This is a genomic window from Streptomyces sp. NBC_00443 (assembly GCF_036014175.1).
Taxonomy (GTDB): Bacteria; Actinomycetota; Actinomycetes; order Streptomycetales; family Streptomycetaceae; genus Streptomyces.
Map to the genome: position 1 here is coordinate 7,470,365 of NZ_CP107917.1, position 24,797 is coordinate 7,495,161.

Genomic DNA, 24,797 nt, shown 5'->3' on the forward strand with positions numbered 1-24,797 from the left:
TCCGGACCGTGTTCTGCGTGCCATGTACAGGCAAAACTCCTGCTGTGCGACCCGTTGACGTCCATACCGTCCGGTCAGTACGTTCCCCGGAACCCGAGCCACCCCCCGTTCCGTCCCCCGCACCCACCGGAGTGTGCACGCATGGACACGGCACCTTCTGCCCAGCCGCTCACCCCTACCGCGTCCGCCGTCGGCAACCGCCGCCGCGTCGCCACCGCTGCCGCTCTCGCGTCGGCCGTGGAGTGGTACGACTACTTCGTCTTCGGCATCGCAGCCGCTCTCGTTCTCGGCGACCTGTACTTCCCGGCCGGCAGCCCGACCGCCGGGGTGCTCGCGTCCTTCGCGACCTTCGCCGTCGGCTTCCTGGCCCGGCCCATCGGCGGCATCGTCGCGGGCCAGCTGGGCGACAAGCGCGGCCGCAAGCCGATGCTGGTCCTCGCGCTCACCCTGATGGGCCTCGCCACCACCGGCATCGGCCTGCTCCCGACCTACGACACGATCGGCGTCGCCGCCCCGATCCTGCTCGTCCTCTTCCGCGTGCTGCAGGGCATCGCCGTAGGCGCCCAGTGGGGCGGCGCGATGCTCATGGCCACCGAGTACGCCCCCGAGGGCAAACGCGGCATCTACGGCAGCTTCGTCCAACTCGGCGTCCCCATCGGCGTGGTGACCGCCAACACGGTGTTCCTGCTGGCCGGCGCGTTCACCACCGACTCCGAGTTCGCGGCCTGGGCCTGGCGCGTGCCGTTCCTCGTCGGCCTGTTCGTCCTCGTGCTCGCCTGGTACATCCACACGCGCGTCGAGGAGACCCCCGAATTCCGGGAGGCGGAGAAGAAGCTGGCCGATCAGGAGAAGGCCGAGCAGCCCTCTCCGTTGCGTACGATCCTGCGCGAGCACCTCGGTACGGTGCTCCTCGCCGGCGGCTCCTTCGCCGTGAACACGGCGACCTTCTACATCATCATCACCGGCGTGCTCGACTACACGACCCGCGAACTCGGTATGAAGAAGAGCGCCGTGCTCACCGTCTCGCTCTGCATCAGCCTCACCCAGCTGGTGCTGATCCCGGCCGCCGCCGCGCTCTCCGACAAGCTCGGCCGCATCCGTATCTACGCGATCGGCGCGGCCGGCATCGCGCTGTGGGCCGTACCACTGTTCCTGCTGATCGACACCGGCTCGCTGCTGTGGCTGGCGGTCGGCACGTTCGTCGCCAGCTGTTTCCTCAGCATCATGTACGGCCCCCAGGCGGCTCTGTTCGCCGAGCTGTTCACGCCCGAGATGCGGTACACGGGCGCCTCCCTCGGGTACCAGATCGCGGCCGTGCTCGGCGGCGGCCTCGCGCCCTTCGTCATGGTGCTGCTGCTGGAGGCCACGGGCACCTCGCTGGCGGTCTCGGGCTACATCATCCTGCTCTCGGTGATCGCCCTGCTGTCCATCAAGGTCCTTGCGGACAGGGCGCGTTCACGCTGACTCGCGGGTCTGCTCGGGTTGTGGCACACCGGCCACGACCCGGGCGGCCCGTGCGCGGGAGCGCGACACGGCGACCCCGGCCAGACACAGCGCCCCGCCCGCCAGGGTGAGCAGCCCCGGCACCTCGCCCAGCGCCAGCCAGGACATCAGCACGACCAGGGCGGGCACCGCGTACGTGGTCGCGCCCATACGGCCGGCCGTCGTACGGGCCAGGGCGTACGCCCAGGTCGTGAAGGCCAGCGCCAGCGAGAAGACGCCCAGGTAGACCATGTTGAGCGTGGCCGACAACGAGGCGTCGGCCAGATCGCCGATCAGTTGCCCGGCGAACGGCAGGCAGAGCACCGCCCCGACCAGGCACCCGAACGTCGTCACCTGGAGCGCGCTCGCATGGCCGAGCGCCGGCTTCTGCGCCACGGCACCGCCCGCGTAGCCGATCGCGGCGAGCAGGCACAGCACCACGCCCAGCAGCGAGGAGCCACCCCCACCCGACATCGACAGCCCCACGGTCACCGCGCCCGCGAACGACACCGCCATCCCGGCCACCAGCCGCGGCGGCATCGGATCGCCGAGCACCCGGGCGGCCAGCAGCGCCATCAGGATGGGCCCGATGTTCACGACGAGAGCCGCCGTACCGGCGTCCACCTGCTGCTCGCCCCAGTTCAGCACGACGCTGTAGAAGCCGAACCACAGCAGGCCCGATATCGCGATACCGGGCCAGGCCGCCCGCGGCGGCAGCCCCTCCCGCCGGACGAGGCAGATGCCCCCCAGCACCAGCGCGCCGACGAGCAGCCGCCCCAACGCGAGCGCGCCGGGCGAGTACTCGGCCCCCGCACTCCGAATCGACACGAAGGCCGAGGCCCACAACACGACGGTCACAGTGGCCGCACCGGCAGCGAGGAGCTCGGGACGACGGGCGGGGTGCGCGGAGGAGGTGCTCATCATGCTCCCGAGGCTAGGAGGAAAGGGAGGGCGAGGGCTCGCGGATTTCGGACGTGGCGATGGGGGCGGGGGCAGTGCCTGACATTCGGGGGTGGTGCCGGGCGTTTCGGCGTCTGCTGGGCCATCGAGGGGCGGGGGTGGTGCCGGGCGTTTCGGCGTCTGCTGGTCACTGAGGGGCGGGGGCTGCGCTTGACAATCCGGCGTCTGTTCACCGGCCAAGGGGCGGGGGCGGCTCCCGGCAGGCCGACGTCCACTCAACCCACCAAGGGGCGCGGGGAACTGCGCGACCCGCCCCCACGCACCCGCACCCGGCACACGACGAATGACACGACCCCACAGTCGCCCGCCCCCACGCACCCGCACCCGGCACACGACGAATGACACGACCCCACAGTCGCCCGCCTCACCGCAACGCCCCCGCATCCACTCCGAGCAGCTCCCCGAACGCCCGCTCACCCGACGGAGTCACCTTCACGGCACGCTCCGACCCGATCCGCACACACCACCCCACCTCCAGCGCGTGCCGGCACAGAGCGGCGCCCGCGACCCCGGCCAGATGAGGCCGGCGTTCGGTCCAGTCGAGGCAGGCCCGGGCCAGCGGCCGGCGGCCTGCACGGTCGAGCGGAATGCCGACCGCGTCGAACCAGCCCAGCCCCGCGTCGGTCAGCGCGAACCCGGTGTCCTGCCGCAGCAGCCCGCGCGAGGTCAGCGCATCCGTGACCGCGATGCCGAGCCGCCCGGCGAGATGGTCGTAGCAGGTGCGGCCACGGGCCATGGCCGAGCCCGCGCTGGACTCCCGCAGGTTCCGGGGCCGACGGTCCGTCCCCGGGCCGACCTGCGCGGCGAGGTCCTCCACCAGCTGGGCGACCCGCGCGTCGGCCAGCCGCACGTACCGGTGCCGCCCCTGCCGCTCCTCGGCCAGCAGCCCGCCCGCGACGAGCTTGCCCAGATGCTCGCTCAGCGTCGACGCGGCGACCCCGGCGTGCCGGGCCAGCTCACCGGCGGTCCACGCCCGCCCGTCGAGCAGCGCCAGCAGACAGGCTGCCCGGGTCTCGTCGGCGACGAGTCCGGCGAGACGGGCCAGCTGCGATGCCTGGGGGTCCCTGGTGGTCATGCGTCCCAGCATGCGACACGGACACTTCGGCGGGCACCGAAGTATCAGCAGGCGTGCCTACGTGGCCCGCCCGACCTGCTCGTACTGCCGCGCGAGACCGTCCAGCAGTGCCGTCAGGCCCGTCTCGAAGGCGCGCTCGTCGATCTTCTCCTGCAGCTCGGCGAGGAGATGGGCCTGCCCGAGGTGGGGGTAGTCGGCGGGGTCGTACGCGCTCGCGTCGTCCACGAAGCCCCCGGCGAACGAACCGAGCGCCGAGCCCATGATGAAGTACCGCATCAGCGCACCGATGGACGTGGCCTGCGCCGGGGGCCAGCCCGCCTCGACCATCGCGCCGTAGACGGCGTCGGCGAGCCGCAGCGCGGCCGGGCGGCGGCCGGGGCCTCGGGCGAGGACCGGGACGATGTTCGGGTGGTCGCGCAGGGCGGCCCGGTAGGAGACGGCCCAGTCGTGCAGCGCGGTGCGCCAGTCCCGGCCGTCCTCGAACATCGACAGATCGACCTGCGCGCTGACCGAGTCGGCGACCGCCTCGAGGATGTCGTCCTTCGTGCGGAAGTGGTTGTAGAGGGAGGGCCCGCTCACGCCCAGCTCGGCGGCGAGCCGACGCGTGGAGACGGCCGCGAGGCCCTCCGCGTCCACGAGTTCGCGAGCCGTCGCGACGATCCGGTCGTAGCTGAGGAGGGGCTTGCGCGGTCGGGCCATGGCGCACATAGTAGGGCTGCCGGACAGAAACTAGCAGTGCTAATTTAAATGTGCGGCTATCCATGTACGGCCGTCGAAGTCCGTTCTCTGTGGGGTGACTCGGCATGAATCTGGAGCTCAGCGACGAGCAGGCCGCCGTCCGGCAACTCGCCCGCGACTTCGTGGACCGCGAAATCGCCCCGCACGTCATCGCGTGGGACCGGGCCGAGGAGGTGGACCGCGGAGTCGTCAAGAAGCTCGGCGAGGTCGGCTTCCTGGGCCTGACCCTCGACGAGGAGTACGGCGGCTCGGGCGGCGATCATCTGGCGTACTGCCTGGTCACGGAGGAGCTGGGCCGGGGCGACTCCTCGGTGCGCGGGATCGTGTCGGTCTCCCTCGGCCTGGTCGCCAAGACCATCGCCGCCTGGGGGACCGAGGAGCACAAGCGCCGCTGGCTGCCCGGGCTCACCTCCGGTGAGCAGGTCGGCTGCTTCGGCCTCACCGAGCCGGGCACCGGCTCCGACGCCGGCAATCTCGCCACGCGGGCGGTCCGTGACGGCGGCGACTACGTCCTCAACGGCACCAAGATGTTCATCACGAACGGCACTTGGGCCGATGTCGTCCTGCTCTTCGCCCGCTCCACCGACGCACCCGGCCACAAGGGCGTCTCCGCCTTCCTGGTCCCCACCGACACTCCCGGGCTGACCCGCCGCACCATCCACGGCAAGCTCGGCCTGCGCGGTCAGGCCACCGCCGAGCTGGTCCTTCAGGACGTACGGGTGCCCGCGGCGGCCATGCTGGGGGAGGAGGGCAAGGGCTTCTCGGTCGCCATGTCGGCGCTGGCCAAGGGGCGGATGTCGGTCGCCGCCGGGTGCGTGGGCATAGCCCAGGCCGCCCTTGACGCGGCCGTCCGCTACGCCGGCGAGCGCGAGCAGTTCGGCAAGTCCATCGCCCGGCACCAACTGGTCCAGGAGCTGATCAGCGACATCGCCGTCGACGTGGACGCGGCGCGGCTGCTGACCTGGCGGGTCGCCGACCTGATCGACCGCGGGCTGCCCTTCGCCGTCGAGTCCTCCAAGGCCAAGCTGTTCGCCTCGGAGGCCGCGGTCCGCGCCGCCAACAACGCCCTCCAGGTCTTCGGCGGCTACGGCTACATCGACGAGTACCCGGCGGGCAAGCTGCTGCGGGACGCCCGTGTGATGACCCTGTACGAGGGCACCAGCCAGATCCAGAAGCTGGTCATCGGGCGGGCGCTGACCGGGGTTTCGGCGTTCTGAGTACCTGGCTGAGTAGTTCAGCGGATGTGGCGCGGGGCACGTTCGCCGACCCTTGGCCCATGAGTGACACACCGGTCAAGCAGCAGAGTACGGCCGCCTTCTACGGTCAGGCCGTCGCGTCCTTCGCGGTCGCCATGGCCGCCACCGGCATCGGTATCTACCAGCTGAGCGCCAACGCCTGGGTGCGCGGCTTCCTCGCGATCGCGGTTCTCTACCTGGTGACCTCGGCGTTCACGCTCGCCAAGGTCATCCGGGACCGTCAGGAGGCCGGGCAGATCGTCAGCCGCGTCGACCAGGCCCGGCTGGAGAAGCTGCTCGCAGATCACGACCCCTTCGAGAAGATCTGAGCCCCGAGGCGTGCGGGACCGGCTGGTGTCCGCCTCGGTCCGGCTGGGATCCGCCTCGGGTCCGGCTCGTCCAGGCCCTTCCCGGCCGCCTCGCTAAGCGCTCGCTCAGTATCGGCGGTATGGTGGTGGCTCTGTCAGCGAGAGGGGCGAGTGAGCGATGAGTACGGCGGAGGACACGGCCGACGGCGAGACGTCGGCGTGGGGTGAGGTCACGCCCGACGCGGCCCGGCGGCTGCTGATCGCCGCCGTGGAGGCCTTCGCCGAGCGCGGCTACCACGCCACCACGACCCGTGACATCGCGGGCCGCGCCGGCATGAGCCCGGCTGCGCTCTACATCCACTACAAGACCAAGGAAGAGCTGCTCCACCGCATCAGCAGGATCGGTCACGAAAAGGCGCTGGAGATCCTGCAGACGGCGGCTCGCCGGGAGGGGACGCCGGACGAGCGGCTCGCCGACGCGGTGAGCTCCTTCGTGCGCTGGCACGCCGGGGGGCGTACGACCGCGCGGGTCGTGCAGTACGAGCTGGACTCGCTCGGCCCCGACGCCCGCGACGAGATCCTCGCGCTGCGCCGGCAGTGCGACGCCGAGGTCCGCGGGATCATCGAGGACGGCGTGGCCGCCGGTGCCTTCGACGTGCTGGACGTGAAGGGCACGACCCTCGCCGTCCTCTCGCTGTGCATCGATGTGGCCCGCTGGTTCAACGTCGACGGCCCGTGGACGCCTGACGAGGTCGGCGCGCTGTACGCCGACCTCGTGCTGCGGATGGTGGGGGCGAAGTAGCCCGCGTTCAGCGGTGGGCGCGGCTCAGAAGTAGTAGCGGGAGACGGACTCGGCGACGCACACTGGCTTGTCCCCGCCCTCGCGCTCCACGGTGAACGCGACGGACACCTGGACGCCGCCGGTGACGTCGTCGACGCCTGTGATGGTGGCGGTGGCGCGCAGTCGGGAGCCGACCGGTACCGGGGCGGGGAAGCGGACCTTGTTCGTCCCGTAGTTGACGCCCATCTTCACGCCCTCGACCGAGATGAGCCGGGGTCCGAAGAGGGGGAGCAGGGAGAGGGTGAGGTACCCGTGGGCGATGGTGGTCCCGAACGGCCCCGCGGCGGCCTTCTCGGGATCCACATGGATCCACTGGTGGTCGCCGGTCGCCTCCGCGAACAGGTCGATCCGCTTCTGGTCGACCTCGACCCAGTCGGTGTACCCCAGCTGCTCACCCACTGCCGCCTTCAGGTCGTCGGCGCCCGTGAAGATCCTCGGCTCTGCCATGTCCCGGCCTCTCGCGTCGCGTGTCTCAAGCCATGTCTAAGCAACTGCTTAGCATGCTAGCCCGGGAAGCCCCTGTCAACGGACCGGGGCGTGCCGCGGTAGGTAGGTTTGTGGGGTGCCCCAGATCCCCGAGAAGATCCACGAGCTCACGGTCGGCCAGCTCGCCGCCCGTAGTGGCGCCGCCGTCTCCGCCCTGCACTTCTACGAGTCCAAGGGCCTGATCAGCAGCAGCCGCACCTCCGGCAACCAGCGCCGCTACACCCGTGACACGCTCCGCCGGGTCGCCTTCGTCCGCGCCGCCCAACGCGTCGGCATCCCCCTGGCGACGATTCGCGACGCCCTGGCCGAACTCCCCGAGGAGCGCACCCCCACCCACGAGGACTGGGCGCGTCTGTCGGAGGCCTGGCGCTCGGAGCTGGACGAACGCATCAAGCAACTGAACCGCCTCCGCGACCACTTGACCGACTGCATCGGCTGCGGCTGCCTCTCACTGGACACCTGCGTCCTCTCCAACCCGAACGACGCCTTCGGCGAACGCCGGGCGGGATCGCGCCTGATGGTGGAACAGGGGGGAGGCCGGGGGAACGGGAGGAGCGGCGGCGGGGCCGGAAGGTAGGGGCGGGGCAGAGATGGGGACCGCGGGCCGCGGGCGCCGACGGTGGTGTCGCACCAACGCCGGGCACCCGCACGCCGGTGGAGCCCGAGTCACTCGTACTCGGTGCCGCCCTTCCGCGTCAGATACGCCGGGCTGACCGCCTTCGCGATGGCCCGCCCGCCGGTCACCGTGCTGTACCGCTCGGCAACCGGACGTATCACCACGCCCTCCCGCAGATGCAGCTCCCGCCCGGAGACGGTCTCCCGGCCGCTCGCGACCTCCAGCACCCGCTCGATCTCGAACGGGCCCTCGAACAGCCGTGGTGCCAAAGGCAGTTCACCCTTCAGCGCCTCCGCCGCGTCCAGCCACTGCACCCGGCCGTCGATCTCCGCGGACACGTCGAACACGGCGTACCCCAAGGTCTCCTGACGCCCGTCGGCGCCGTAGGTCAGGTCCTGCACCCCCGCGCCGTACACCTCACCGAAGACACCCACCCGCCGCGCGCCCAACCGCTCGGCCACGCGGGCCGCGACCTCGGCGACGCCGTGCGCCTGCACCGCCCGCCAGTACAGGTTCCGTGGGTCCTCCTTCAGTGCCAGCGACTTCGACCCGAAGCCCTTGGAGGACACGTACACCCGCTCCTCGTCCGCGACATACGTCAGCAGGCACGCCGACCCGTGCAGCTTCTCGGTCAGCACGACCGGCTCGCCCGGCGTGAAGATGTCCGGATACCGCTGGATGTTCTCGATGTCGACCCACGGCAGCAGATCCGGTGCCGACTCCACGTCGCCGGACATCGTGGGCGGGATCGGCGGCACCCACTTGGTGATGCCGAGCCGCTCGGCGAAGTCGGCACCCTCCGCAGCCGCCCGCGCCAGATCAACGCCGGCCAGCGCGTCGGGTCGGCACACGATCCCCTGCGACAGCTCACCGCGCAGCCGCACCGCCTTGACCCGGTCGGCCTTGCTCCCGGCCAGCCGCCCGGTCAGCCCCAGCTCCTCGATCAGCCCGGCCGGCAGCACGGACTGCTCGGGGATGTACACGGCGGCATCACCCGTGCGGTACGCGCCCTTGGCGACGACGGCACGGTACAGACCCACCTGGGCCAGCTCCAGCGCATCGGCGTCGGGATGTTCGTGGACGGTCAGCACTTCGGCGGTGACGCGCAGCGTCGACATGAGGGCTCCTCGGTGTTCCTCAGACGTGTTTCATCGCCCCCAACTGTCCGGACGGGAAACGGATGGAACGACCGGATTACCGCCTGCTATCGTCGCGACCTTCGGCCGGTGGCCCGCTGCCGCGCACGGAGTCCTGACGGGACCACCGCCATGTCCTCTGCCTCGTCCTCTCCCTCCCTCGATGCCGCCCTCGCGGACATCGACACGGTCTTCAACGGTTTCGCCAGCCCCGCGGAGACCGGCTGTGAGCAGTGCTTTCGTCCGGAGGAGACGGCGTATCTGCGCACGCCGTACACACGCGTGCCCGCGGATCTGGTCCGCAGGTTCTTCTTCAAAATCCCCGGTCACTTCGAGGACCATGCGGCCGTGATGCGCCGACTCCTGCCGCAGGCCGCGCATGCGATGGCCGAGGGCACGCTGGACGGCATCGGCTGGGGACACCCTGGGCTGAGCCGGGTCGAGTGGCGCGCCTGGCCCGCCCACCAGGCCGCCGCCGTCGAGACGTTCGTGCACGACTGGTGGCAGCACGTCCTCAGGGTGCCCGAGCCGCCGTACCCCGTGGCCGATGTGTTCGAGACCTGCGCCATGAGTCTCGGAACCGTGACGCCGCTGCTCGACCGTTGGGACAGTCGTCCCACAGCCGACGTGCACCTCGCGAGCTGCTCGGCGACGTGGCTGTACCAGCTGGAGTTCGACGCCGCACCCTTCGGCTGGTGGGATCCCGACGACGAGGTTGCCGTCGTCGCCGAACTCCAGTCCTGGCTCGCCGGCCATGCTCCCGCCCGGCTCCGCGCCCAGCACGAGCCCGACCTCGCGACCCGCGCCGAACTCCTCGCCCTGCCCTACGGCGAGCGCTGGGCCCACCCGTACCGGACCAGTCCCTCGGTCACCAACTGAGCGTTGGACGCCGCCCGTTCCCCGTCCGGCAGGAGGAGCGTGTCCTCCAGGCCGATGCGCGTCGCCAGCCCCAGTCGCCCGGCCAGCCGCAGCACCGGCCAGGCTCCACCGTCCTCCCCGTGCAGCAGCACGGGGCGCCCGAACGCCGAGCCCAGGTCGGTCAGCAGTGCACGCGCAGTCTGCTCGGCCGTCTCGGCGGACGTGTCCGTCACCTCCGCCAGCACCCGCAGCACCCTCGGCCCCAGCGGCGAAGCGGCGAACCGGGCCGCTCCGTCCGTGCCGGACCAGATGCCGGCCTCGACGCCCACGCCTCGCTCGATCAGCGCCGCGGCGATCTCCTCGGCGCCCTCCTCATGCCAGTTGACCGAGGCGTGGTCCGGCAGCACCGCCCAGCTGCGTACGCGCTCCAGCCGGGTCTTCGGGTCCGGTTCCGCCCACGCGCCTGTGGTCACCCCGACCGGCACCCGCACCCGGGCCCGTATCGCCGTCAGCGTCGGCGCGAGAACGCGCGGCGACAGGCTGTCCTGCCCGCAGGGGGTCTTGGGGTGGACATGGATATCCGTGGCCCCGGCAGCAACGGCATGGGCCGCGGCATCGGCCAGCGCCTCAGGCGAGAGCGGTACCACCGCACCGTCGCCGGCCCCTCGGGACCCGTTCAGACACACCTGGATCATGGCTCGATGGTGCCAGCCACTACCGACAAGAGGGGGTGCGGCATCCCCGGCGCACCCCGTCGTACTAGGCGGACACCAGCAACCGCCGCTCGCGCCGCGACGCCGCCAGCGCTTCGGGCGTGAGAACCGGACGCGGCACCACGATTCCGCAGTCCGTGCAGACCGGGCCCGACGACGGTTCATGGGCCAGGTCGTACTGCCAGATCAGTCGCTCCCCGTCGCACACCGGGCACTCGCAGCCCGGATCGCGCTCCAGCGCGGAGATCAGTCGGCGCAGCACCTCGGCCAGCGGTTCATCGGGGTGGACCCGGGGGTTGTCGCACCAGGCGACTCCGAAACCGCCCCAGGTCAGCCGGTGCCAGTCGTCCACGCTGCCCGGCCTGCGCAGTCCGTCGTGCTTTTCTTTCCTGCGTCGCTCGGCGAACTCGACCTCGTAGGCCAGCCAGACCGAACGCGCTTCCTCCAGCTCGTCCAACGCGGCCACGAGCCGCGCCGGATCGGGGGACCGGTCCTCCGGACCGAACCCTGCCCGGGAGCACAAGTGGTCCCAGGTCGCCCTGTGCCCGTAAGGAGCGAAACGCTCAAGGCACTTACGCAGCGAGTAGCGCCGAAGCGCCAGATCGCACCGCGGGTCGCGCACCTGTCTCGCCAGACTCCGGAAACCGGCCATCGCCCTGCACCTCCGTCACACCTGCACCTGTACTTCGGTCACTTCGGCGTCGCCGCACGGACTTCGTGCGACGTTGACGAATAGACGTATCGACAAGCGATTCGGCTCCATTCCCGCTCCATCCGATTTCCGATGGCCTCCATGGCGCTTCCTCGTGCGGCCTCCATCGCGCTCCCTGGTGACTCCCAAACGTGACGCATGTTCATCTTCAATCTCGGGGATACCGCCGGTAACATCCCGGCTCACCTTCGTCGGTAGGAGCGGCCATGCCACGGCGTACCCCACGCAACGCCTTAGTCAGACTGAGAACTCCCGGCAGATTCCACGGGTTCCTGAAGACCGCATCCATATGCGCTCTGATCGCCGGTCTTTTGTCGCCACTTTCCCCGGCGGTCGCCGCACCCGAGGCTGCGGCCGAGGCGACGGCGGCCGTCGACCACTGCGGGAACCAGTGCTCCGACATCCTGCCGCCGGGCCAGAACGGCAACGCAACCCTCGCCCAGATCCTGCTCAACCAGGCCTTCGGCACGATGCCCGAACACGCCTCCGACCAGCTGGGTCCCTATGCCGACCTGGCCAAGGGCCACTCCGGCCTCACCAACGCGACGATCAACAACTTCTTCAACGACGCCTCGTTCGGCGTCCCGTCCGATCAAGTCGCCTCCACCGTGAATCCCGCCGGACGCGGCGACGTGACGATCGTCCGTGACAAGAAGACGGGTGTGCCGCACATCACCGGTACCACCAGATACGGCACGGAGTTCGGCGCCGGCTATGCGGCCGCCCAGGACCGGCTGTGGCTGATGGACGTCTTCCGCCACGTCGGACGCGGGCAGCTGACCTCCTTCGCGGGCGGTGCGCCCTCCAACCAGGGCCTGGAGCAGCAGTTCTGGCGCCACGCGCCGTACACCGAGGCCGATCTCCAGGCGCAGATCGACAACGCCGTCGCCTCGAACGGCGAACGCGGGCAGCTGGCCCTCGCCGACGCCAAGGCCTATCTCGACGGCATCAACGCCTACATCGACGCCTCCGACAGCGGCCGCTACTTCCCCGGCGAGTACGTCCTGACCGGTCACAAGGACTCCGTCACCAACGCCGGCACGATCGAGCACTTCAAGCTGACCGACATGGTCGCGCTGGGCTCCGTCATCGGCGCCCTGTTCGGCTCCGGAGGCGGCGGCGAGGTCCACAACGCGATCTCCCTGCTGGCCGCCCAGGAGAAGTACGGCGTGGCCGACGGCACCAAGCTCTGGGAGTCGTTCCGCGAGCGCAACGACCCCGAGGCCGTCGTCACCGTCCACGACAAGAGCTTCCCGTACGCCACCAAGCCCGAGAACCCACAGGGCGAGGCCCTGCCCGACGCAGGCTCGGTCGCCGAGGAACAGCTCGTGTACGACCGTACCGGCAGCGCGGCCGGCTCCGCCGCGACCGGCGCCTCCACCACGGCCGCCGAGACCGCCATGACCTCGGCGAAGCGGGGGATGTCCAACGCCCTGGTGGTGAGCGGCGAGCACACCGCGAGCGGCCACCCGGTCGCCGTCTTCGGCCCGCAGACCGGCTACTTCGCACCCCAGCTCCTCCTGCTCCAGGAGATCCAGGGCCCCGGCATCAGCGCCCGCGGCGCCTCCTTCGCGGGCCTGAGCATGTACGTCGAGCTCGGCCGCGGCCAGGACTACTCGTGGAGCGCCACGACCTCCGGCCAGGACATCATCGACTCCTACGCCGTCGAGCTCTGCCAGGACGACTACCACTACCTGTACCGCGGCACCTGCACGGCGATGGAGAAGATCGAGCAGAAGAACGCCTGGAAGCCGACGACGGCCGACAGCACCCCCGCGGGCTCGTACACGATGCGGGTCTGGCGGACGAAGTACGGCCCCGTCACGCATCGCGCGACCGTCGGCGGCAAGAAGGTCGCCTACGCCACACTGCGCTCGTCCTACCTGCACGAGGCCGACTCGATCATCGGCTTCCAGATGCTGAACGACCCCGACTACGTCAAGGGCCCGGAGGACTTCCAGAAGGCGGTGCAGCACATCAACTACACCTTCAACTGGTTCTACGCCGACTCCGAGCACACCGCCTACTACAACAGCGGCGACAACCCGGTGCGGGCGACCGGCGTCGACGCGGAGTTCCCGGTGTGGGCGCAGCCGGCGTACGAGTGGCGGAACTGGGACCCGGCGAAGAACACGGCGCAGTACACCCCGCCCTCGGCCCACCCCAACTCCATCGACCAGGACTACTACATCTCCTGGAACAACAAGCAGGCCAAGGACTACACGACCGCGCCCTGGGGCGACGGCTCGGTCCACCGCGGCAACCTGCTGGAGGACCGGGTGCGAAAACTCGTCGACGCGGGCGGCGTGACCCGCGCCTCGCTGGTGAAGGCGATGGCCGACGCGGGCCTTGCCGACCTGCGGGCCGAGGACGTACTTCCGGACCTGCTCAAGGTCGTCACCGGTTCACCGGTGACCGACTCGGCGGCCGCGGCGGCGGTGAGCAAGCTGCAGACGTGGCTGGCGGCGGGCGGCAAGCGCACCGAGACGTCGGCCGGTTCGAAGAAGTACGCCGACGCCGACGCGATCCGCATCCTGGACGCGTGGTGGCCACTGCTGGTGAAGGCCCAGTTCGAACCGGGCCTCGGCAGCGAGCTGTATGCCGCGATGACGGTCAACCTGCCCATCGACGAGTCCCCGTCGTCCGCCCACGGCCCGACCGGCGCGCACGCCGGAAGCTCCTTCCAGTACGGCTGGTGGTCCTACGTCGACAAGGACATCCGTGCCGTGCTCGGTGAGTCGGTGCAGGGGCCGCTCGACCGCAAGTACTGCGGTGGCGGCAGCCTCGGCGCCTGCCGGGACCTCCTGATCGGCACCCTGAAGGAGGCGGCCGGCAAGACCGCGGCCCAGGTCTACCCCGGCGACGACCAGTGCTCGGCGGGCGACCAGTGGTGTGCCGACTCGATCGTCCAGCGCACCCTGGGCGGCATCAAGCACGGCAGGATCAGCTGGCAGAACCGGCCGACGTATCAGCAGGTGGTGGAGTTCACGTCACACCGGTGACGGGAAGCCGGCGGCGGGTCACTTGATGCGGCCCGCCGCCAGCACCACCTGCGCCAGCTCCCGGTGCACGATGTCGCTGTGCGCCCCCGCCGGCGGCCCCCCGCGCCTGACGACCGCCGCCGCGTCGATGTTCACGCACCCCGAGGCGGGCATTTTGGCCTTCAGCGCGTCGGCCAGCTCGAACGACCGTGTCCCCGGCACCGCCTGCACCCCGCCGTGCCCCATCGCACCCCACTTGGCGCCCAGCATCCGGCCGGCGTCGAGAGCCGCGACCCCGCGCGCGTCCCCCGCCATGCGGGAGGCCAGCGGATACATCGTCGACAGGGCCGAGTCGTGCCGCGAGTGGCAGCACACCAGCGGTCCGTCGATACGGTTGTGCTGGCCCTCCAGCACCCCTCCCGCGCGCGCGTCGTGCGGCAGCCGGGACGCGAACGCGTAGTGCGAGAAGGCGCCTTGGAGCAGGGTCACCGACTTCACCGTGCGCACGCCCTCCGGCAGCCCGCGCAGCGCGAACGACACCAGCCGCGCTCCGAAGCTGTGCCCGACCAGATGCACCCGCACCTGTGGCGCCCGCGCCGCCAGCTGCCCCACCACCCGGCCGAGCCCACGCTCACCGACAGTCCCGGCGCGCCGCTTCATGGCGTAGTACGTGGCCTGCCGCAACAGCTCGTGCGCACCCTCCCAGGGGTTCGGCAGCGAGAACGAGGCCGCACCGTCGGGCGCTTCGAGGTGTGTCAGCGCCTGCGCGAACTCCTCGCACACCGCCGCCACCGACCCCGAGAGCATGTCCGGCGAGTTCTGCGGCACGCCCTCCGCCAGCGTGTCCGCCGCGAACAGCACCTGCGGCCCCGGCGGAACGACGTCCACCAGCATCCGCACGAGCCGCCCGAACTCCTCCAACTCGGCCTCCTCACGCGGCTGCTGGTCCAACAGGCGGGCGAGCTGGTCGATCACGGTCGCCCGGCCGGGAAAGGTCTCCAGCAGCGCGTGCCGTGTGTCCTTGTCCAGCGCCGGCCGCCGCGGCAGCTCGGCCGCCACCGCACGCGGGAAGTCCGGGATCGGCTCGTCCGAGAACCTCATCGACGGCCAGACCACGCCCACGCACCCGATCTTCGCCGCCGGGGCGAGCTGCGGCATCGGTGCGAAGAAGCGGTCGTAGAGCCGGGTCGCCACCGAGCGGTCGTTGTTCCAGCCGTGCGCGAAGACGATCAGATCACGGACGTGGTGCTGTGCCACCCCGGCCAGCAGCCGGTCCCGCTTCCCGGAGTCCGGATCGCCGTCCGCGTCGAAGGTCAGCTCCCAGTAAGGAGTCACGCGCACTGCCGGTTCCGCCATGACGGGCCCCTCGTCCCCCGAAGTGGTGCGATACGGGCGCATCGTCCTGCTAGCGGGCGGGATTGGCCATACGTCGTCACCCATCCGTGTAACCCCGCTGGGGCCGCTCACTTGTACAGGAGGTACTCCCGCCGCACCCGCCGGAACGCCGCCAGCTCTCCCTGCCAGCCCGCGACCACCTCGTCGGCGCTCGCGCCCGCGTCGATCATCGTGCGGACCTGCGTGGAGCCGGTGAGCTTGTCGATCCAGTTGTCCGGACGCCAACTGAAGCCGCTCCAGGCCCGCTTGGCGGTCACCAGCAGGGCGATCCCGGTGCGCACGGGGTCGTATGCGGTGCGGTCGTGGACGTGGATCTGCACGCCGCCGATGGTCTTGCCCTGGAACTTGGAGAACGTCGGCGCGAAGTAGGCCTCTCTGAAGCGCACCCCAGGGAGGCGGAGTTCGTTCGCGGCCGCCGCCCAGCGGCCGTCGATGCCTTCGGCGCCCAGCAGCTCGAAGGGGCGGGTGGTGCCGCGTCCCTCCGAGAGGTTCGTGCCCTCGAAGAGACATGTGCCCGAGTAGACGAGGGCGGTGTCCGGCGTCGGCATGTTCGGGCTCGGCGGCACCCACGGCAGGTCCCAGGCGTCGTAGAACTCGGACCGCTTCCAGCCCGTCATCCGTACGGTCTCCAGCGGCACCGGGGTGGTGAGGAACTCCCCGTTGAACAGCCGCGCCAGCTCGGCGACCGTCATGCCGTGCGCCTGGGAGATGGGCCGGCGGCCCACGAAGGTGGCGAACTCCATGTGGAGGACGGGGCCTTGGGCCGCCCGCCCGGTCACCGGGTTCGGCCGGTCCAGCACGACGAAGCGCTTGCCGGCCAGCTGAGCCGCCTCCATGCAGTCGTAGAGCGTCCAGATGTAGGTGTAGAAGCGGGCGCCCGCGTCCTGGATGTCGAAGACCACCGTGTCCACGCCGGACGCGGTGAAGATGTCGGCGAGGGGCCGGCCGCTCTTCAGATACGTGTCGTAGACCGGGAGGCCGGTCGCCGGGTCGTCGTAGCGGCCTTCGGAGCCGCCTGCCTGGGCGGTGCCGCGAAAGCCGTGCTCGGGGCCGAAGACGGCCGTCAGGTTCACCCTTTCGTCGGCGTGCATCACGTCTACGATGTGGCGGACGTCGCGGGTCACGCCGGTGGGGTTGGTGACGATTCCGACGCTCTGGCCTCGCAGGGCTGCGTAGCCGTTTGCGGCGAGGTTCTCGAAGCCGGTCCGTAGGCGGTGCTGGGTCGCTGAGGCCGGGGGTGCGGCGGAGAGTGCGGTTGCTGCCGTGGTCGCTGCGAGGAGAGCTCGTCTGGATAGGCGCATGAGGGGCACGGTATTGCTCCCGCAGGTTGTGGGGAAGGCGCCGGTTGTCTGTGGCTTGTCGCGCCCACGCGGCGGAGCCGCACTTCGATACAGCCCCGCGCCCCTGAGGGCGCTGCAGTCGTCCTTCCCAGGGACATACCGACCGGTTAGTCTGGTCGTCATAGCAGAGCCGCAGTCGAAGGAGACCGATGGTGGAAGCCGTTCAGGGTGCCGGAGTCGTCGTGACCGGGGCTGGGGGTGGCATCGGGGCTGCGCTGGCCCGGCGCTTCGCCGCCGAGGGGGCTCGTGTCGTCGTCAACGATCTGGATGCGGGGAAGGCCAAGGTGGTCGCCGACGAGATCGGCGGCATCGCGGTGGCCGGTGACGCGTCCGCCGTCGTCGCCGACGCCCGGGACGCGCTCGGTGGCACGGTCGACATCTACTGCGCCAACGCCGGGGTCGCGTTCGGGGGCGAGGACCCTGGACAGCCGCTCGACGAGAAGGCTTGGTCGACGTCCTGGGACGTCAACGTCATGGCACACGTGCGTGCCGCCAACGAACTGCTCCCCGCCTGGCTGGAGCGCGGCAGCGGACGCTTCGTCTCCACCGTCTCCGCCGCCGGACTGCTCACCATGATCGGCGCCGCACCCTACGCCGTCACCAAGCACGGCGCCTACGCCTTCGCCGAGTACCTGTCGCTGACGTACCGCCACCGTGGCGTCAAGGTGCACGCCATCTGCCCGCAGGGCGTGCGCACCGACATGCTGGACGCCACCGGCAGCGCGGGGGACCTGGTACTCAAGCCCACCGCCATCGCACCGGAGGACGTGACGGACGCCCTGTTCAAGGGCATGCAGGAGGACCGCTTCCTGATCCTGCCGCACCCCGAGGTCGCCGGTTACTACCAGGCGCGGGCCGCCGAGCCGGACCGCTGGCTGACCAACATGAACCACCTCCAGCAGAAGTGGGAGGAGGCCCGGTGACCGACTCCCTGTACGCGGCCAAGCCCTGGGTGGCACTGCTCTCCGACGTCCAGCGCGCCCCGATAGCACCGGCCGACTCGCTCGTGCACGCCCTGCGCCGGGCCGTCGCCGAGACCCCGGAGCGTGTCTTCCTCGCCTACTTCGACGGCCGCCTGACCTACCGCGAGGTCGACGAGTTCAGCGACTCCGTCGCCGGGCACCTCGCCGCCCGTGGCCTGGAGCACGGCGACCGGGTGGCGATCCTGCTGCAGAACTCCCCGCACTTCGTGATCGCCCTGCTCGGCGCCTGGAAGGCGGGGGCGGTCGTCGTGCCGGTCAACCCCATGTACAAGTCGGGGGAGGTCGGCCATGTCCTGCGGGACGGCGAAGTGGCCGCGCTGATCTGCACGGACCGGGCCTGGGAGTCGTATCTGCGCGAGACGGCGGCCGACTCGCCGGTGCGGATCGTGCTCACCGGCTGTGAGCTGGACTTCCAGACGCGGGGCGACGCGCGCGTGCTGACCTTCGAGCGACTGCCGGGGGCCGGGGACGCCGACGACCTGACGGCTGTCGCCCGCGCCGGCCACAAGGCGCCGCAGGGGCGTGACCTCGGCCCGTCCGACACCGCGCTGATCAGCTACACCTCGGGCACGAGCGGCACCCCCAAGGGCGCCGTCAACACGCACGGCAACGTCATGTACAACGCGGAGCGGCAGCGGACCGGGCTCGGCCTGCCGGACGCGCCCGTGTACTACGCGCTGGCGCCCCTGTTCCACATCACCGGGATGGTCTGCCAGCTCGGCGCGAGCCTCAACAGCGCGGGCACGCTGGTGCTGACGTACCGCTTCGACGCGGGCGTCGTGCTGGACGCGTTCGCCGAGCACCGGCCGCACTACACGGTCGGCCCGTCGACGGCCTTCATGGCGCTGGCCGCCCACCCGGCCGTCACCCGGGAGCACTTCTCCTCCTTCGTGAACATCTCTTCGGGAGGCGCCCCCGTGCCGCCCGCCCTGGTGGAGAAGTTCCGGGCCGGCTTCGGGCCGTACATCCGCAACGGCTACGGCCTCACCGAGTGCACCGCCCCCTGCGCCTCTGTCCCGCCCGGCCTGGAGGCCCCCGTCGACCCCGCCTCGGGGACGCTGGCCGTGGGGCTGCCGGGCCCGGAGACGGTCGTACGGATCGTCGACGAGCAGGGCGCGGAGGTGCCGTTCGGCGAGCAGGGCGAGATCGTGGTGCGCGGGCCGCAGGTCGTCCCCGGCTACTGGCGGCGTCCCGATGCCACCGCCGAGACCTTCCCCGACGGCGAACTGCGCACCGGCGACATCGGCTTCATGGACGCCGAGGGCTGGCTGTACGTCGTCGACCGCAAGAAGGACATGATCAACGCGTCCGGCTTCAAGGTGTGGCCGCGCGAGGTCGAGGACGTGCTCTACACGCACCCGGCGGTGCGCGAGGCGGCCGTGGTGGGGGTGCCCGACGGGTACCGCGGGGAGACCGTCAAGGCGTACATCAGCCTCCGTCCGGGTGCGGAAACGGACCCCGGCACACTCGCCGCTTACTGCAAGGAGAGACTGGCCGCCTACAAATATCCGCGGCAGGTGGAGATCCTGCCCGACTTGCCCAAGACGGCAAGTGGGAAGATCCTCCGTCGGGAACTTCGTTCCCGGGCGAACGACGGCTAGACGCAAGCAGGAATATCTCGGAAGGGCAGGTGGCGGCACAGTGGCCAGGACGACGGACGGTGACGGTACGCCCGTCCCGCAGCGGCTGCTCGCCGCCGCCACCCGGCTCTTCGCGGAGCAGGGCTACGACCGCACCTCGGTGCAGGAGATCGTCGAGGCGGCCGGCGTCACCAAGGGGGCGCTTTACCACTACTTCGGCTCCAAGGACGACCTCCTGCACGAGGTGTACGCGCGCGTACTGCGTGTTCAGCAGGAGCGGCTGGATGCCTTCGCGGGGGCCGACGAGCCCATCGAGAAGCGGCTGCGGGGGGCGGCGGCGGACGTCGTGGTGACGACCATCGAGAACCTCGACGACGCCATGATCTTCTTCCGGTCGATGCACCATCTCAGCCCGGAGAAGAACAAACAGGTGCGCGCCGAGCGGCGGCTCTACCACGAGCGCTTCCGTGCGCTCGTCGAGGAAGGCCAGGAGGCGGGCGTCTTCTCCACGGCGACCCCGGCGGACCTCGTCGTGGACTACCACTTCGGCTCGGTCCACCACCTGTCGACGTGGTACCGCCCCGACGGCCCGATGAGCCCCCAGGAGGTCGCGGATCACCTCGCGGACCTGCTGCTGCGGGCGCTGCGCCCCTGAGGCCACTAGTAAGGGGCGGTCGCTGATGCGACCGCCCCTTAACTGCGTCCCGTTACAGGTACTTCGTCAACTCCCGCCGGGCCAGCGACCGCTGATGCACCTCGTCGGGCCCGTCGGCGATCATCAGGGTCCGCGCGCCGGCGTACAGCTCCGCGAGCGGGAAGTCCTGGCTGACACCACCCGCACCGTGCAACTGGATCGCCCGGTCGAGGATGTCGACGACCGCACGCGGCGTGGCGATCTTGATGGACTGGATCTCCGTGTGGGCACCCTTGTTGCCGACGGTGTCCATCAGCCAGGCCGTCTTCAGGACCAGGAGACGGAGCTGCTCGACGGTCACCCGCGCGTCGGCGATCCAGTTGTGGACCACGCCCTGCTGGGCCAGCGCCTTGCCGAAGGCGTTCCGGGACACCGCCCGTCGGCACATCAGCTCGATCGCCCGCTCGGCCATGCCGATCAGCCGCATGCAGTGGTGGATACGGCCCGGACCGAGCCGCGCCTGGGCGATGGCGAAGCCGCCGCCCTCCTCGCCGATGAGGTTGGACACCGGCACGCGCGCGTGGTCGAAGACCACCTCGGCGTGGCCGCCGTGGGAGTGGTCCTCGTAGCCGAAGACCTGCATGGCGCGCTTGATCGTGACGCCCGGGGTGTCGCGGGGGACCAGGACCATGGACTGCTGACGGCGGATGTCCTCGCCTTCCGGGTCCGTCTTGCCCATCACGATCAGGATCTTGCAGTCCGGGTTCATCGCCCCGGAGATGTACCACTTGCGGCCGGTGATGACGTACTCGTCGCCGTCCCGCTCTATGTGCGTGGTGATGTTCGTGGCGTCCGAGGAGGCCACATCCGGCTCGGTCATCGCGAACGCCGAGCGGATCTCACCGGCCAGCAGCGGCTCCAGCCACTGCTTCTTCTGCTGCTCGTCGCCGAACTGGGACAGCACCTCCATGTTCCCGGTGTCGGGCGCCGCGCAGTTCGTGGCCGTCGGTGCCAGGTGCGGGGAGCGGCCGGTGATCTCGGCGAGCGGGGCGTACTGGAGGTTGGTGAGCCCGGCCCCGTACTCCTGGTCCGGCAGGAAGAGGTTCCACAGGCCCTGCCTGCGCGCCTCGGCCTTGAGCTCCTCCACCACGGCCGGCGTGTCCCACGGGGACGCCAGCTCGGCCCGCTGCTCCTCGGCGACCGCCTCGGCGGGATAGACGTACTCGTCCATGAAGGCGAGCAGCTTGGCGCGCAGCTCCTCGGTGCGTGCGTCGAACGCGAAGTCCATATCCCGTCAGCCTTCCTGGATGCCGTCTTGAAGCGTGGTCAGGCCGTGCTCGATGAAGACCGGGACCAGGTCGCCGATGCGGTCGAAGCCGCGGCCGACCGTCTGGCCGAGCGTGTAGCGGTAGTGGATGCCCTCCAGGATCACGGCGAGCTTGAACCAGGCGAACGCCGTGTACCAGGAGACCGCGGAGACGTCGCGCCCCGAGCGCGCGGCGTACCGCTCGATCAGTTCGGTCGGCGTCGGATGGCCGGGCGCCTCGCCGGTCGTGGAGACCGGGGAGTCCGCCATGCCCAGCGGCATGCTGTACATCACCAGCAGGCCGAGGTCGGTGAGCGGATCTCCGAGCGTCGACATCTCCCAGTCGAGGATCGCCTTGATCTTGTCGTCGTCACCGATGAGGACGTTGTCCAGCCGGTAGTCGCCGTGGACCACCGTCGCCGCGGGAGAGGCCGGCAGCCGGCGGCCGAGCGTCGCATGCAGCTCGTCGATGCCGGCCAGCTCGCGGTTGCGGGAGGCGTCCAACTGCTTGCCCCAGCGACGCAGTTGCCGGTCCAGGAAGCCCTCGGGCCGGCCGAAGTCCTCAAGACCCACCGACGCCGGCTCCACCGCGTGCAGCTCGACGAGGGTGTCCACCAGCGACAGCACCGCGCCCCGGGTGCGCTCCGCGCCGAGCGGGGCGAGCTGGTCGGCGGTGCGGTACGGGGTGCCCTCGACGAACTCCATGACGTAGAACGGCGACCCGAGCACCTCCTCGTCCTCGCACAGCAGCACCGGCCGCGGCACCGGCACGTCCGTCGGGTGCAGCGCGCTGATGACCCGGTGCTCGCGCTTCATGTCGTGCGCCGTGGCGAGGACGTGGCCGAGCGGGGGCCGTCGTACGACCCACTGCGAGGTGCCGTCGGAGACCAGGTACGTGAGGTTCGACCGTCCGCCCTCGATCAGCCGGCCGGTCAGCGGACCGTGCGCCAGACCGGGCCGCTCGCGCTCGAGCAGGCCGCGCAGCCGGTCCAGGTCGAGGCCGGGCGGATGGTCGGGGCTCATATAGGGCTCCTCAAGGCAGGTGAACGGGACCTGACTCATGATGCCGACCAGTCGGTATGTAGTCCAGTGGGGGAGCCGAACGTGATCGGGGCCACGATAGGCCGACAACTCCCCGCGCGGTGCGTCGGGGAGCTGTCGGGAGTGCGTTCTCGGCCAGAACGGGCGGGTCGGTCAGGGCCGCCCGTGGGCTCAGTGGTCGTCCCAGTGGCCCGCGTGGGCGGCGTGCCGGTGGCCGTCGTGCAGGTAGTCGACGTGGTCGCCGTGCAGCACGCTCTCGTGCCCGCAGTCGGCGCCGTGCTGATGGGGGTGTCCGTCGTGCGCGACGTGCCCGTCCGTCTCGCACTCGTCCCAGTGGCCGCTGTGCTCGCGGTGCAGGTGACCGTCGTGCGCGTAGTCGGTGTGGTCGCCGTGCGGCACCGCGGTGTGCCCGCAGTCCGGACCGTGGGAGTGCGTGTGGGCGGGGTGTTCCACGTGCATGGTGGTCATGGTGCTCACCTTCGAAGGGGCGGGTGGTGACGTCGGACAGGCTGCCACGCGAACGGCTCATATCGGGTTATTCGGGCTTGCGTGGCGCCCTCCCACCCCGGAGTGTCGAACCCATGAAGGGCATCAGCTACACACGCTACGGCGGGGCCGACGAGCTCGCATACGGGGATGTGCGCGAGCCGCGCCTCGGCCCCGACTCCGTGCTGGTGAAGGTGCGGGCGGCAGCGGTCAACCCGGTCGACTGGAAGTGCCGCGAGGGACACATGGACCGGATGCTCGAGCCGGTCTTCCCGGTCGTCCCCGGCTGGGACGTGTCCGGAGTGGTCGTCCAGCCGGGTGTGTCCGTCACGGAGTTCGGCGTCGGCGACGAGGTCATCGGCTACGTACGCGAGGACGTCCTCTCGCGCGGCACCTTCGCCGAGTACGTCGCCGCGCCCGTCCGCACCCTCGCGCGCAAGCCCCGCAACCTCACCTGGGAGGAGGCGGCCGGTCTGCCGCTGGTGGGGCTGACGGCGTTCCAGGTGCTGACCAAGGTCCTCCAGGTCAAGCGCGACGAGACGGTCCTCGTGCACGCCGCGGCCGGCGGTGTCGGCTCGATCGCCGTCCAGCTCGCCCGCCATCTGGGTGCCCGGGTGATCGGTACGGCGAGCGCGCACAACCACGACTTCGTACGCGGTCTCGGCGGTGAGCCGGTCGAGTACGGCGACGGCCTGACCGAGCGGGTGCGGGGGCTGGCGCCCGAGGGCGTGGACGCGGCGTTCGACACGGTCGGCGGTGACGCGCTGAAGGCCTCGGCCAACCTGCTGGCCCCCGAGGGCCGCCTGGTGTCGATCGCCGACCCGGACGTCTTCGACTACGGGGGCCGCTACTACTTCGTCCGCCCCGACGCGGCGGACCTGCTGCGGCTGTCCGGGCTGGCGGAGGAGGGAGTCGTGTCCGTGCACGTCTCGGAGACGTTCCCGCTGGAGCGGGCGGCGGACGCGCACCGGCTCAACCAGGAGGGCCGTACCCGGGGCAAGATCGTGGTGACCGTGGACTGGGAGACGGAGGAGGAGCCGGTGGCGCCGGAGGGGTTGTGGCAGGGGGCTCAGTGAATCGGGTCGCGGCCGACGGCGGAGCTCACAGGACCAGGGCGGCGCCGCACAGGGCCAGGGCCACGGTGAACAGGACCGTGGCCGCGGCATGCCGGGGGGCGAGGGCCGCCGGTTCGGGGGACGAGGCGAGGACGCTGATGCGGCGGTGGGCGAGCGCCAGAAAGCCCAGCCACAGCCCGATGCACAGGGCGCAGCCGACCAGCCCGACCACCGTGACGTCGCCGTGCAGTGCGGTCTTCACAGCGAGTACGGCCGCCACTGTCCCGGACAGTGTCGTACGGCGCCACGCGAGGCGCGTCCGCTCGGGCTGCAGCCCCGGATCCCTGACGGGCTCGGCGACCGCCCCGGGGCTCACCCTTCCCACCCCACGAGGACGACGACGACCATCGCGACGGCCACGACCGCGACCACCAGGCTCAGCACCGCCGGGAACCGCGACACCGGCAGGTCGTCGCCCCGCCGCATCGCCCGCTCGCAGCGCACCCAGTGATTGACGGCGCGGAGCGAGCACAACACGCCCGCCGCGAGCAGCGCGAGCGCCAGCCCGACGCGCCAGCCCCAGCGCAGATCCGGCAGGAACTGGTCCACCGCGAAGCCACCGCCGACGAGCGCGAGCGCGGTACGCAGCCAGGCCAGAAAGGTGCGCTCGTTGGCCAGCGAGAACCGGTAGTCGGGCGTGCGGCCCTCCTGCCGGATCTCCTGCGGCGCAAACCACAGCCGGACGTTCCGTACGAACTCGATCACATGCACGACCCTATCCGGGGCCGGGGCCGGGGGCGTTCCGGTACCACCCGGCAGGCCTCTGGCCCGCGACG

General features: G+C 70.8%; 25 protein-coding genes. 11 read left to right on the top strand and 14 right to left on the bottom strand.

Annotation, left to right across the window (positions count from 1 at the left end; genetic code table 11):
- Window positions 1-141: 141 nt before the first annotated feature.
- Window positions 142-1,464: an MFS transporter gene (locus tag OHO27_RS34000; protein ID WP_328428785.1), complete on the top strand. Its 1,323-nt coding sequence runs from the start codon at window positions 142-144 to the stop codon at window positions 1,462-1,464.
- Here the strand turns inward: OHO27_RS34000 and OHO27_RS34005 are convergent.
- From OHO27_RS34005 to OHO27_RS34015, 3 genes are all read right to left on the bottom strand, one after another.
- Complete coding sequence (locus OHO27_RS34005) at window positions 1,456-2,406, bottom strand: DMT family transporter (RefSeq protein WP_328428786.1); 951 nt, start codon at window positions 2,404-2,406, stop codon at window positions 1,456-1,458. The genes OHO27_RS34000 and OHO27_RS34005 overlap by 9 nt on opposite strands.
- Before the next feature lie 400 nt (window positions 2,407-2,806).
- Window positions 2,807-3,529, bottom strand: a complete 723-nt coding sequence (locus OHO27_RS34010) for an ArsR/SmtB family transcription factor (RefSeq protein WP_443059650.1) — start codon at window positions 3,527-3,529, stop codon at window positions 2,807-2,809.
- Window positions 3,530-3,574: 45 nt separating this feature from the next.
- Window positions 3,575-4,216, bottom strand: a complete 642-nt coding sequence (locus OHO27_RS34015; protein ID WP_328428788.1) for a TetR/AcrR family transcriptional regulator — start codon at window positions 4,214-4,216, stop codon at window positions 3,575-3,577.
- A gap of 104 nt (window positions 4,217-4,320) precedes the next feature.
- On the opposite strand from OHO27_RS34015, the gene OHO27_RS34020 reads away from it, so the two are divergent.
- The 3 genes from OHO27_RS34020 (at window position 4,321) to OHO27_RS34030 (ending at window position 6,600) form a co-directional block, all read left to right on the top strand.
- Window positions 4,321-5,472 (top strand): acyl-CoA dehydrogenase family protein, encoded by a 1,152-nt coding sequence (locus OHO27_RS34020; RefSeq protein WP_328428789.1) that lies wholly within the window; start codon window positions 4,321-4,323, stop codon window positions 5,470-5,472.
- Window positions 5,473-5,531: 59 nt separating this feature from the next.
- Window positions 5,532-5,819, top strand: a complete 288-nt coding sequence (locus OHO27_RS34025) for a YiaA/YiaB family inner membrane protein (protein WP_328428790.1) — start codon at window positions 5,532-5,534, stop codon at window positions 5,817-5,819.
- A gap of 157 nt (window positions 5,820-5,976) precedes the next feature.
- Window positions 5,977-6,600: a TetR/AcrR family transcriptional regulator gene (locus tag OHO27_RS34030; protein WP_328428791.1), complete on the top strand. Its 624-nt coding sequence runs from the start codon at window positions 5,977-5,979 to the stop codon at window positions 6,598-6,600.
- 24 nt (window positions 6,601-6,624) lie between these two features.
- Here the strand turns inward: OHO27_RS34030 and OHO27_RS34035 are convergent, their stop codons facing one another.
- On the bottom strand, window positions 6,625-7,086 hold the full coding sequence (locus OHO27_RS34035; RefSeq protein ID WP_328428792.1) for a MaoC family dehydratase: 462 nt from the start codon (window positions 7,084-7,086) through the stop codon (window positions 6,625-6,627).
- Between the two features lie 115 nt (window positions 7,087-7,201).
- Between OHO27_RS34035 and soxR the strand changes: the two genes are divergently transcribed.
- A complete protein-coding gene (soxR, locus tag OHO27_RS34040; RefSeq protein ID WP_328428793.1) occupies window positions 7,202-7,702 on the top strand; it encodes a redox-sensitive transcriptional activator SoxR in 501 nt (166 codons plus the stop codon).
- A gap of 89 nt (window positions 7,703-7,791) precedes the next feature.
- Here the strand turns inward: soxR and OHO27_RS34045 are convergent, their stop codons facing one another.
- A complete protein-coding gene (locus OHO27_RS34045; protein WP_328428794.1) occupies window positions 7,792-8,859 on the bottom strand; it encodes an RNA ligase (ATP) in 1,068 nt (355 codons plus the stop codon).
- A 150-nt stretch (window positions 8,860-9,009) separates the two neighbouring features.
- Between OHO27_RS34045 and OHO27_RS34050 the strand changes: the two genes are divergently transcribed.
- Entirely contained in the window at window positions 9,010-9,756 is a 747-nt protein-coding gene (locus OHO27_RS34050) for a hypothetical protein (RefSeq protein WP_328428795.1), read from the top strand.
- Here the strand turns inward: OHO27_RS34050 and OHO27_RS34055 are convergent.
- Together OHO27_RS34055 and OHO27_RS34060 are read right to left on the bottom strand one after the other, a co-directional pair.
- Window positions 9,702-10,430 carry a 3-keto-5-aminohexanoate cleavage protein gene (locus OHO27_RS34055; RefSeq protein WP_328428796.1) on the bottom strand — a complete coding sequence of 243 codons (729 nt, stop codon included), beginning with the start codon at window positions 10,428-10,430 and terminating at the stop codon, window positions 9,702-9,704. The genes OHO27_RS34050 and OHO27_RS34055 overlap by 55 nt on opposite strands.
- A 64-nt stretch (window positions 10,431-10,494) precedes the next feature.
- Entirely contained in the window at window positions 10,495-11,100 is a 606-nt protein-coding gene (locus OHO27_RS34060) for a hypothetical protein (RefSeq protein WP_328428797.1), read from the bottom strand.
- A gap of 266 nt (window positions 11,101-11,366) precedes the next feature.
- On the opposite strand from OHO27_RS34060, the gene OHO27_RS34065 reads away from it, so the two are divergent.
- Window positions 11,367-14,162 carry a penicillin acylase family protein gene (locus OHO27_RS34065; RefSeq protein WP_328428798.1) on the top strand — a complete coding sequence of 932 codons (2,796 nt, stop codon included), beginning with the start codon at window positions 11,367-11,369 and terminating at the stop codon, window positions 14,160-14,162.
- 18 nt (window positions 14,163-14,180) lie between these two features.
- Here OHO27_RS34065 and OHO27_RS34070 read toward each other — a convergent pair whose 3' ends face one another.
- Both OHO27_RS34070 and OHO27_RS34075 read right to left on the bottom strand, forming a co-directional pair.
- Complete coding sequence (locus OHO27_RS34070) at window positions 14,181-15,497, bottom strand: serine-threonine protein kinase (RefSeq protein ID WP_328428799.1); 1,317 nt, start codon at window positions 15,495-15,497, stop codon at window positions 14,181-14,183.
- 107 nt (window positions 15,498-15,604) lie between these two features.
- Window positions 15,605-16,837: an exo-beta-N-acetylmuramidase NamZ family protein gene (locus OHO27_RS34075; protein ID WP_328428800.1), complete on the bottom strand. Its 1,233-nt coding sequence runs from the start codon at window positions 16,835-16,837 to the stop codon at window positions 15,605-15,607.
- Window positions 16,838-17,025: 188 nt separating this feature from the next.
- On the opposite strand from OHO27_RS34075, the gene OHO27_RS34080 reads away from it, so the two are divergent.
- From OHO27_RS34080 to OHO27_RS34090, 3 genes are read left to right on the top strand one after another with little or no spacing between them, the layout of a single operon-like run.
- Entirely contained in the window at window positions 17,026-17,799 is a 774-nt protein-coding gene (locus tag OHO27_RS34080) for an SDR family oxidoreductase (RefSeq protein WP_328428801.1), read from the top strand.
- Window positions 17,796-19,460: a class I adenylate-forming enzyme family protein gene (locus OHO27_RS34085; protein ID WP_328428802.1), complete on the top strand. Its 1,665-nt coding sequence runs from the start codon at window positions 17,796-17,798 to the stop codon at window positions 19,458-19,460. Before OHO27_RS34080 ends, OHO27_RS34085 begins: the two co-directional genes overlap by 4 nt.
- A gap of 40 nt (window positions 19,461-19,500) precedes the next feature.
- On the top strand, window positions 19,501-20,094 hold the full coding sequence (locus OHO27_RS34090) for a TetR/AcrR family transcriptional regulator (protein WP_328428803.1): 594 nt from the start codon (window positions 19,501-19,503) through the stop codon (window positions 20,092-20,094).
- Between the two features lie 52 nt (window positions 20,095-20,146).
- Here the strand turns inward: OHO27_RS34090 and OHO27_RS34095 are convergent, their stop codons facing one another.
- From OHO27_RS34095 to OHO27_RS34105, 3 genes are all read right to left on the bottom strand, one after another.
- A complete protein-coding gene (locus OHO27_RS34095; protein WP_328428804.1) occupies window positions 20,147-21,361 on the bottom strand; it encodes an acyl-CoA dehydrogenase in 1,215 nt (404 codons plus the stop codon).
- Window positions 21,362-21,367: 6 nt separating this feature from the next.
- Window positions 21,368-22,402 carry a phosphotransferase family protein gene (locus OHO27_RS34100; protein ID WP_328428805.1) on the bottom strand — a complete coding sequence of 345 codons (1,035 nt, stop codon included), beginning with the start codon at window positions 22,400-22,402 and terminating at the stop codon, window positions 21,368-21,370.
- Window positions 22,403-22,591: 189 nt separating this feature from the next.
- Window positions 22,592-22,888 carry a hypothetical protein gene (locus tag OHO27_RS34105; RefSeq protein WP_328428806.1) on the bottom strand — a complete coding sequence of 99 codons (297 nt, stop codon included), beginning with the start codon at window positions 22,886-22,888 and terminating at the stop codon, window positions 22,592-22,594.
- 113 nt (window positions 22,889-23,001) lie between these two features.
- Here OHO27_RS34105 and OHO27_RS34110 point away from each other — a divergent pair, with 113 nt between their 5' ends.
- The gene (locus OHO27_RS34110; protein ID WP_328428807.1) at window positions 23,002-23,982 is read left to right on the top strand and encodes an NADP-dependent oxidoreductase; all 981 of its coding nucleotides are present in this window, start codon (window positions 23,002-23,004) and stop codon (window positions 23,980-23,982) included.
- A gap of 25 nt (window positions 23,983-24,007) precedes the next feature.
- Here the strand turns inward: OHO27_RS34110 and OHO27_RS34115 are convergent, their stop codons facing one another.
- Window positions 24,008-24,337, bottom strand: a complete 330-nt coding sequence (locus OHO27_RS34115; RefSeq protein ID WP_328428808.1) for a DUF202 domain-containing protein — start codon at window positions 24,335-24,337, stop codon at window positions 24,008-24,010.
- Window positions 24,334-24,726, bottom strand: coding sequence for a YidH family protein (locus OHO27_RS34120; RefSeq protein ID WP_328428809.1), 393 nt, complete (start codon window positions 24,724-24,726; stop codon window positions 24,334-24,336). The genes OHO27_RS34115 and OHO27_RS34120 overlap by 4 nt, the downstream gene beginning before the upstream one ends.
- Window positions 24,727-24,797: the final 71 nt, after the last annotated feature.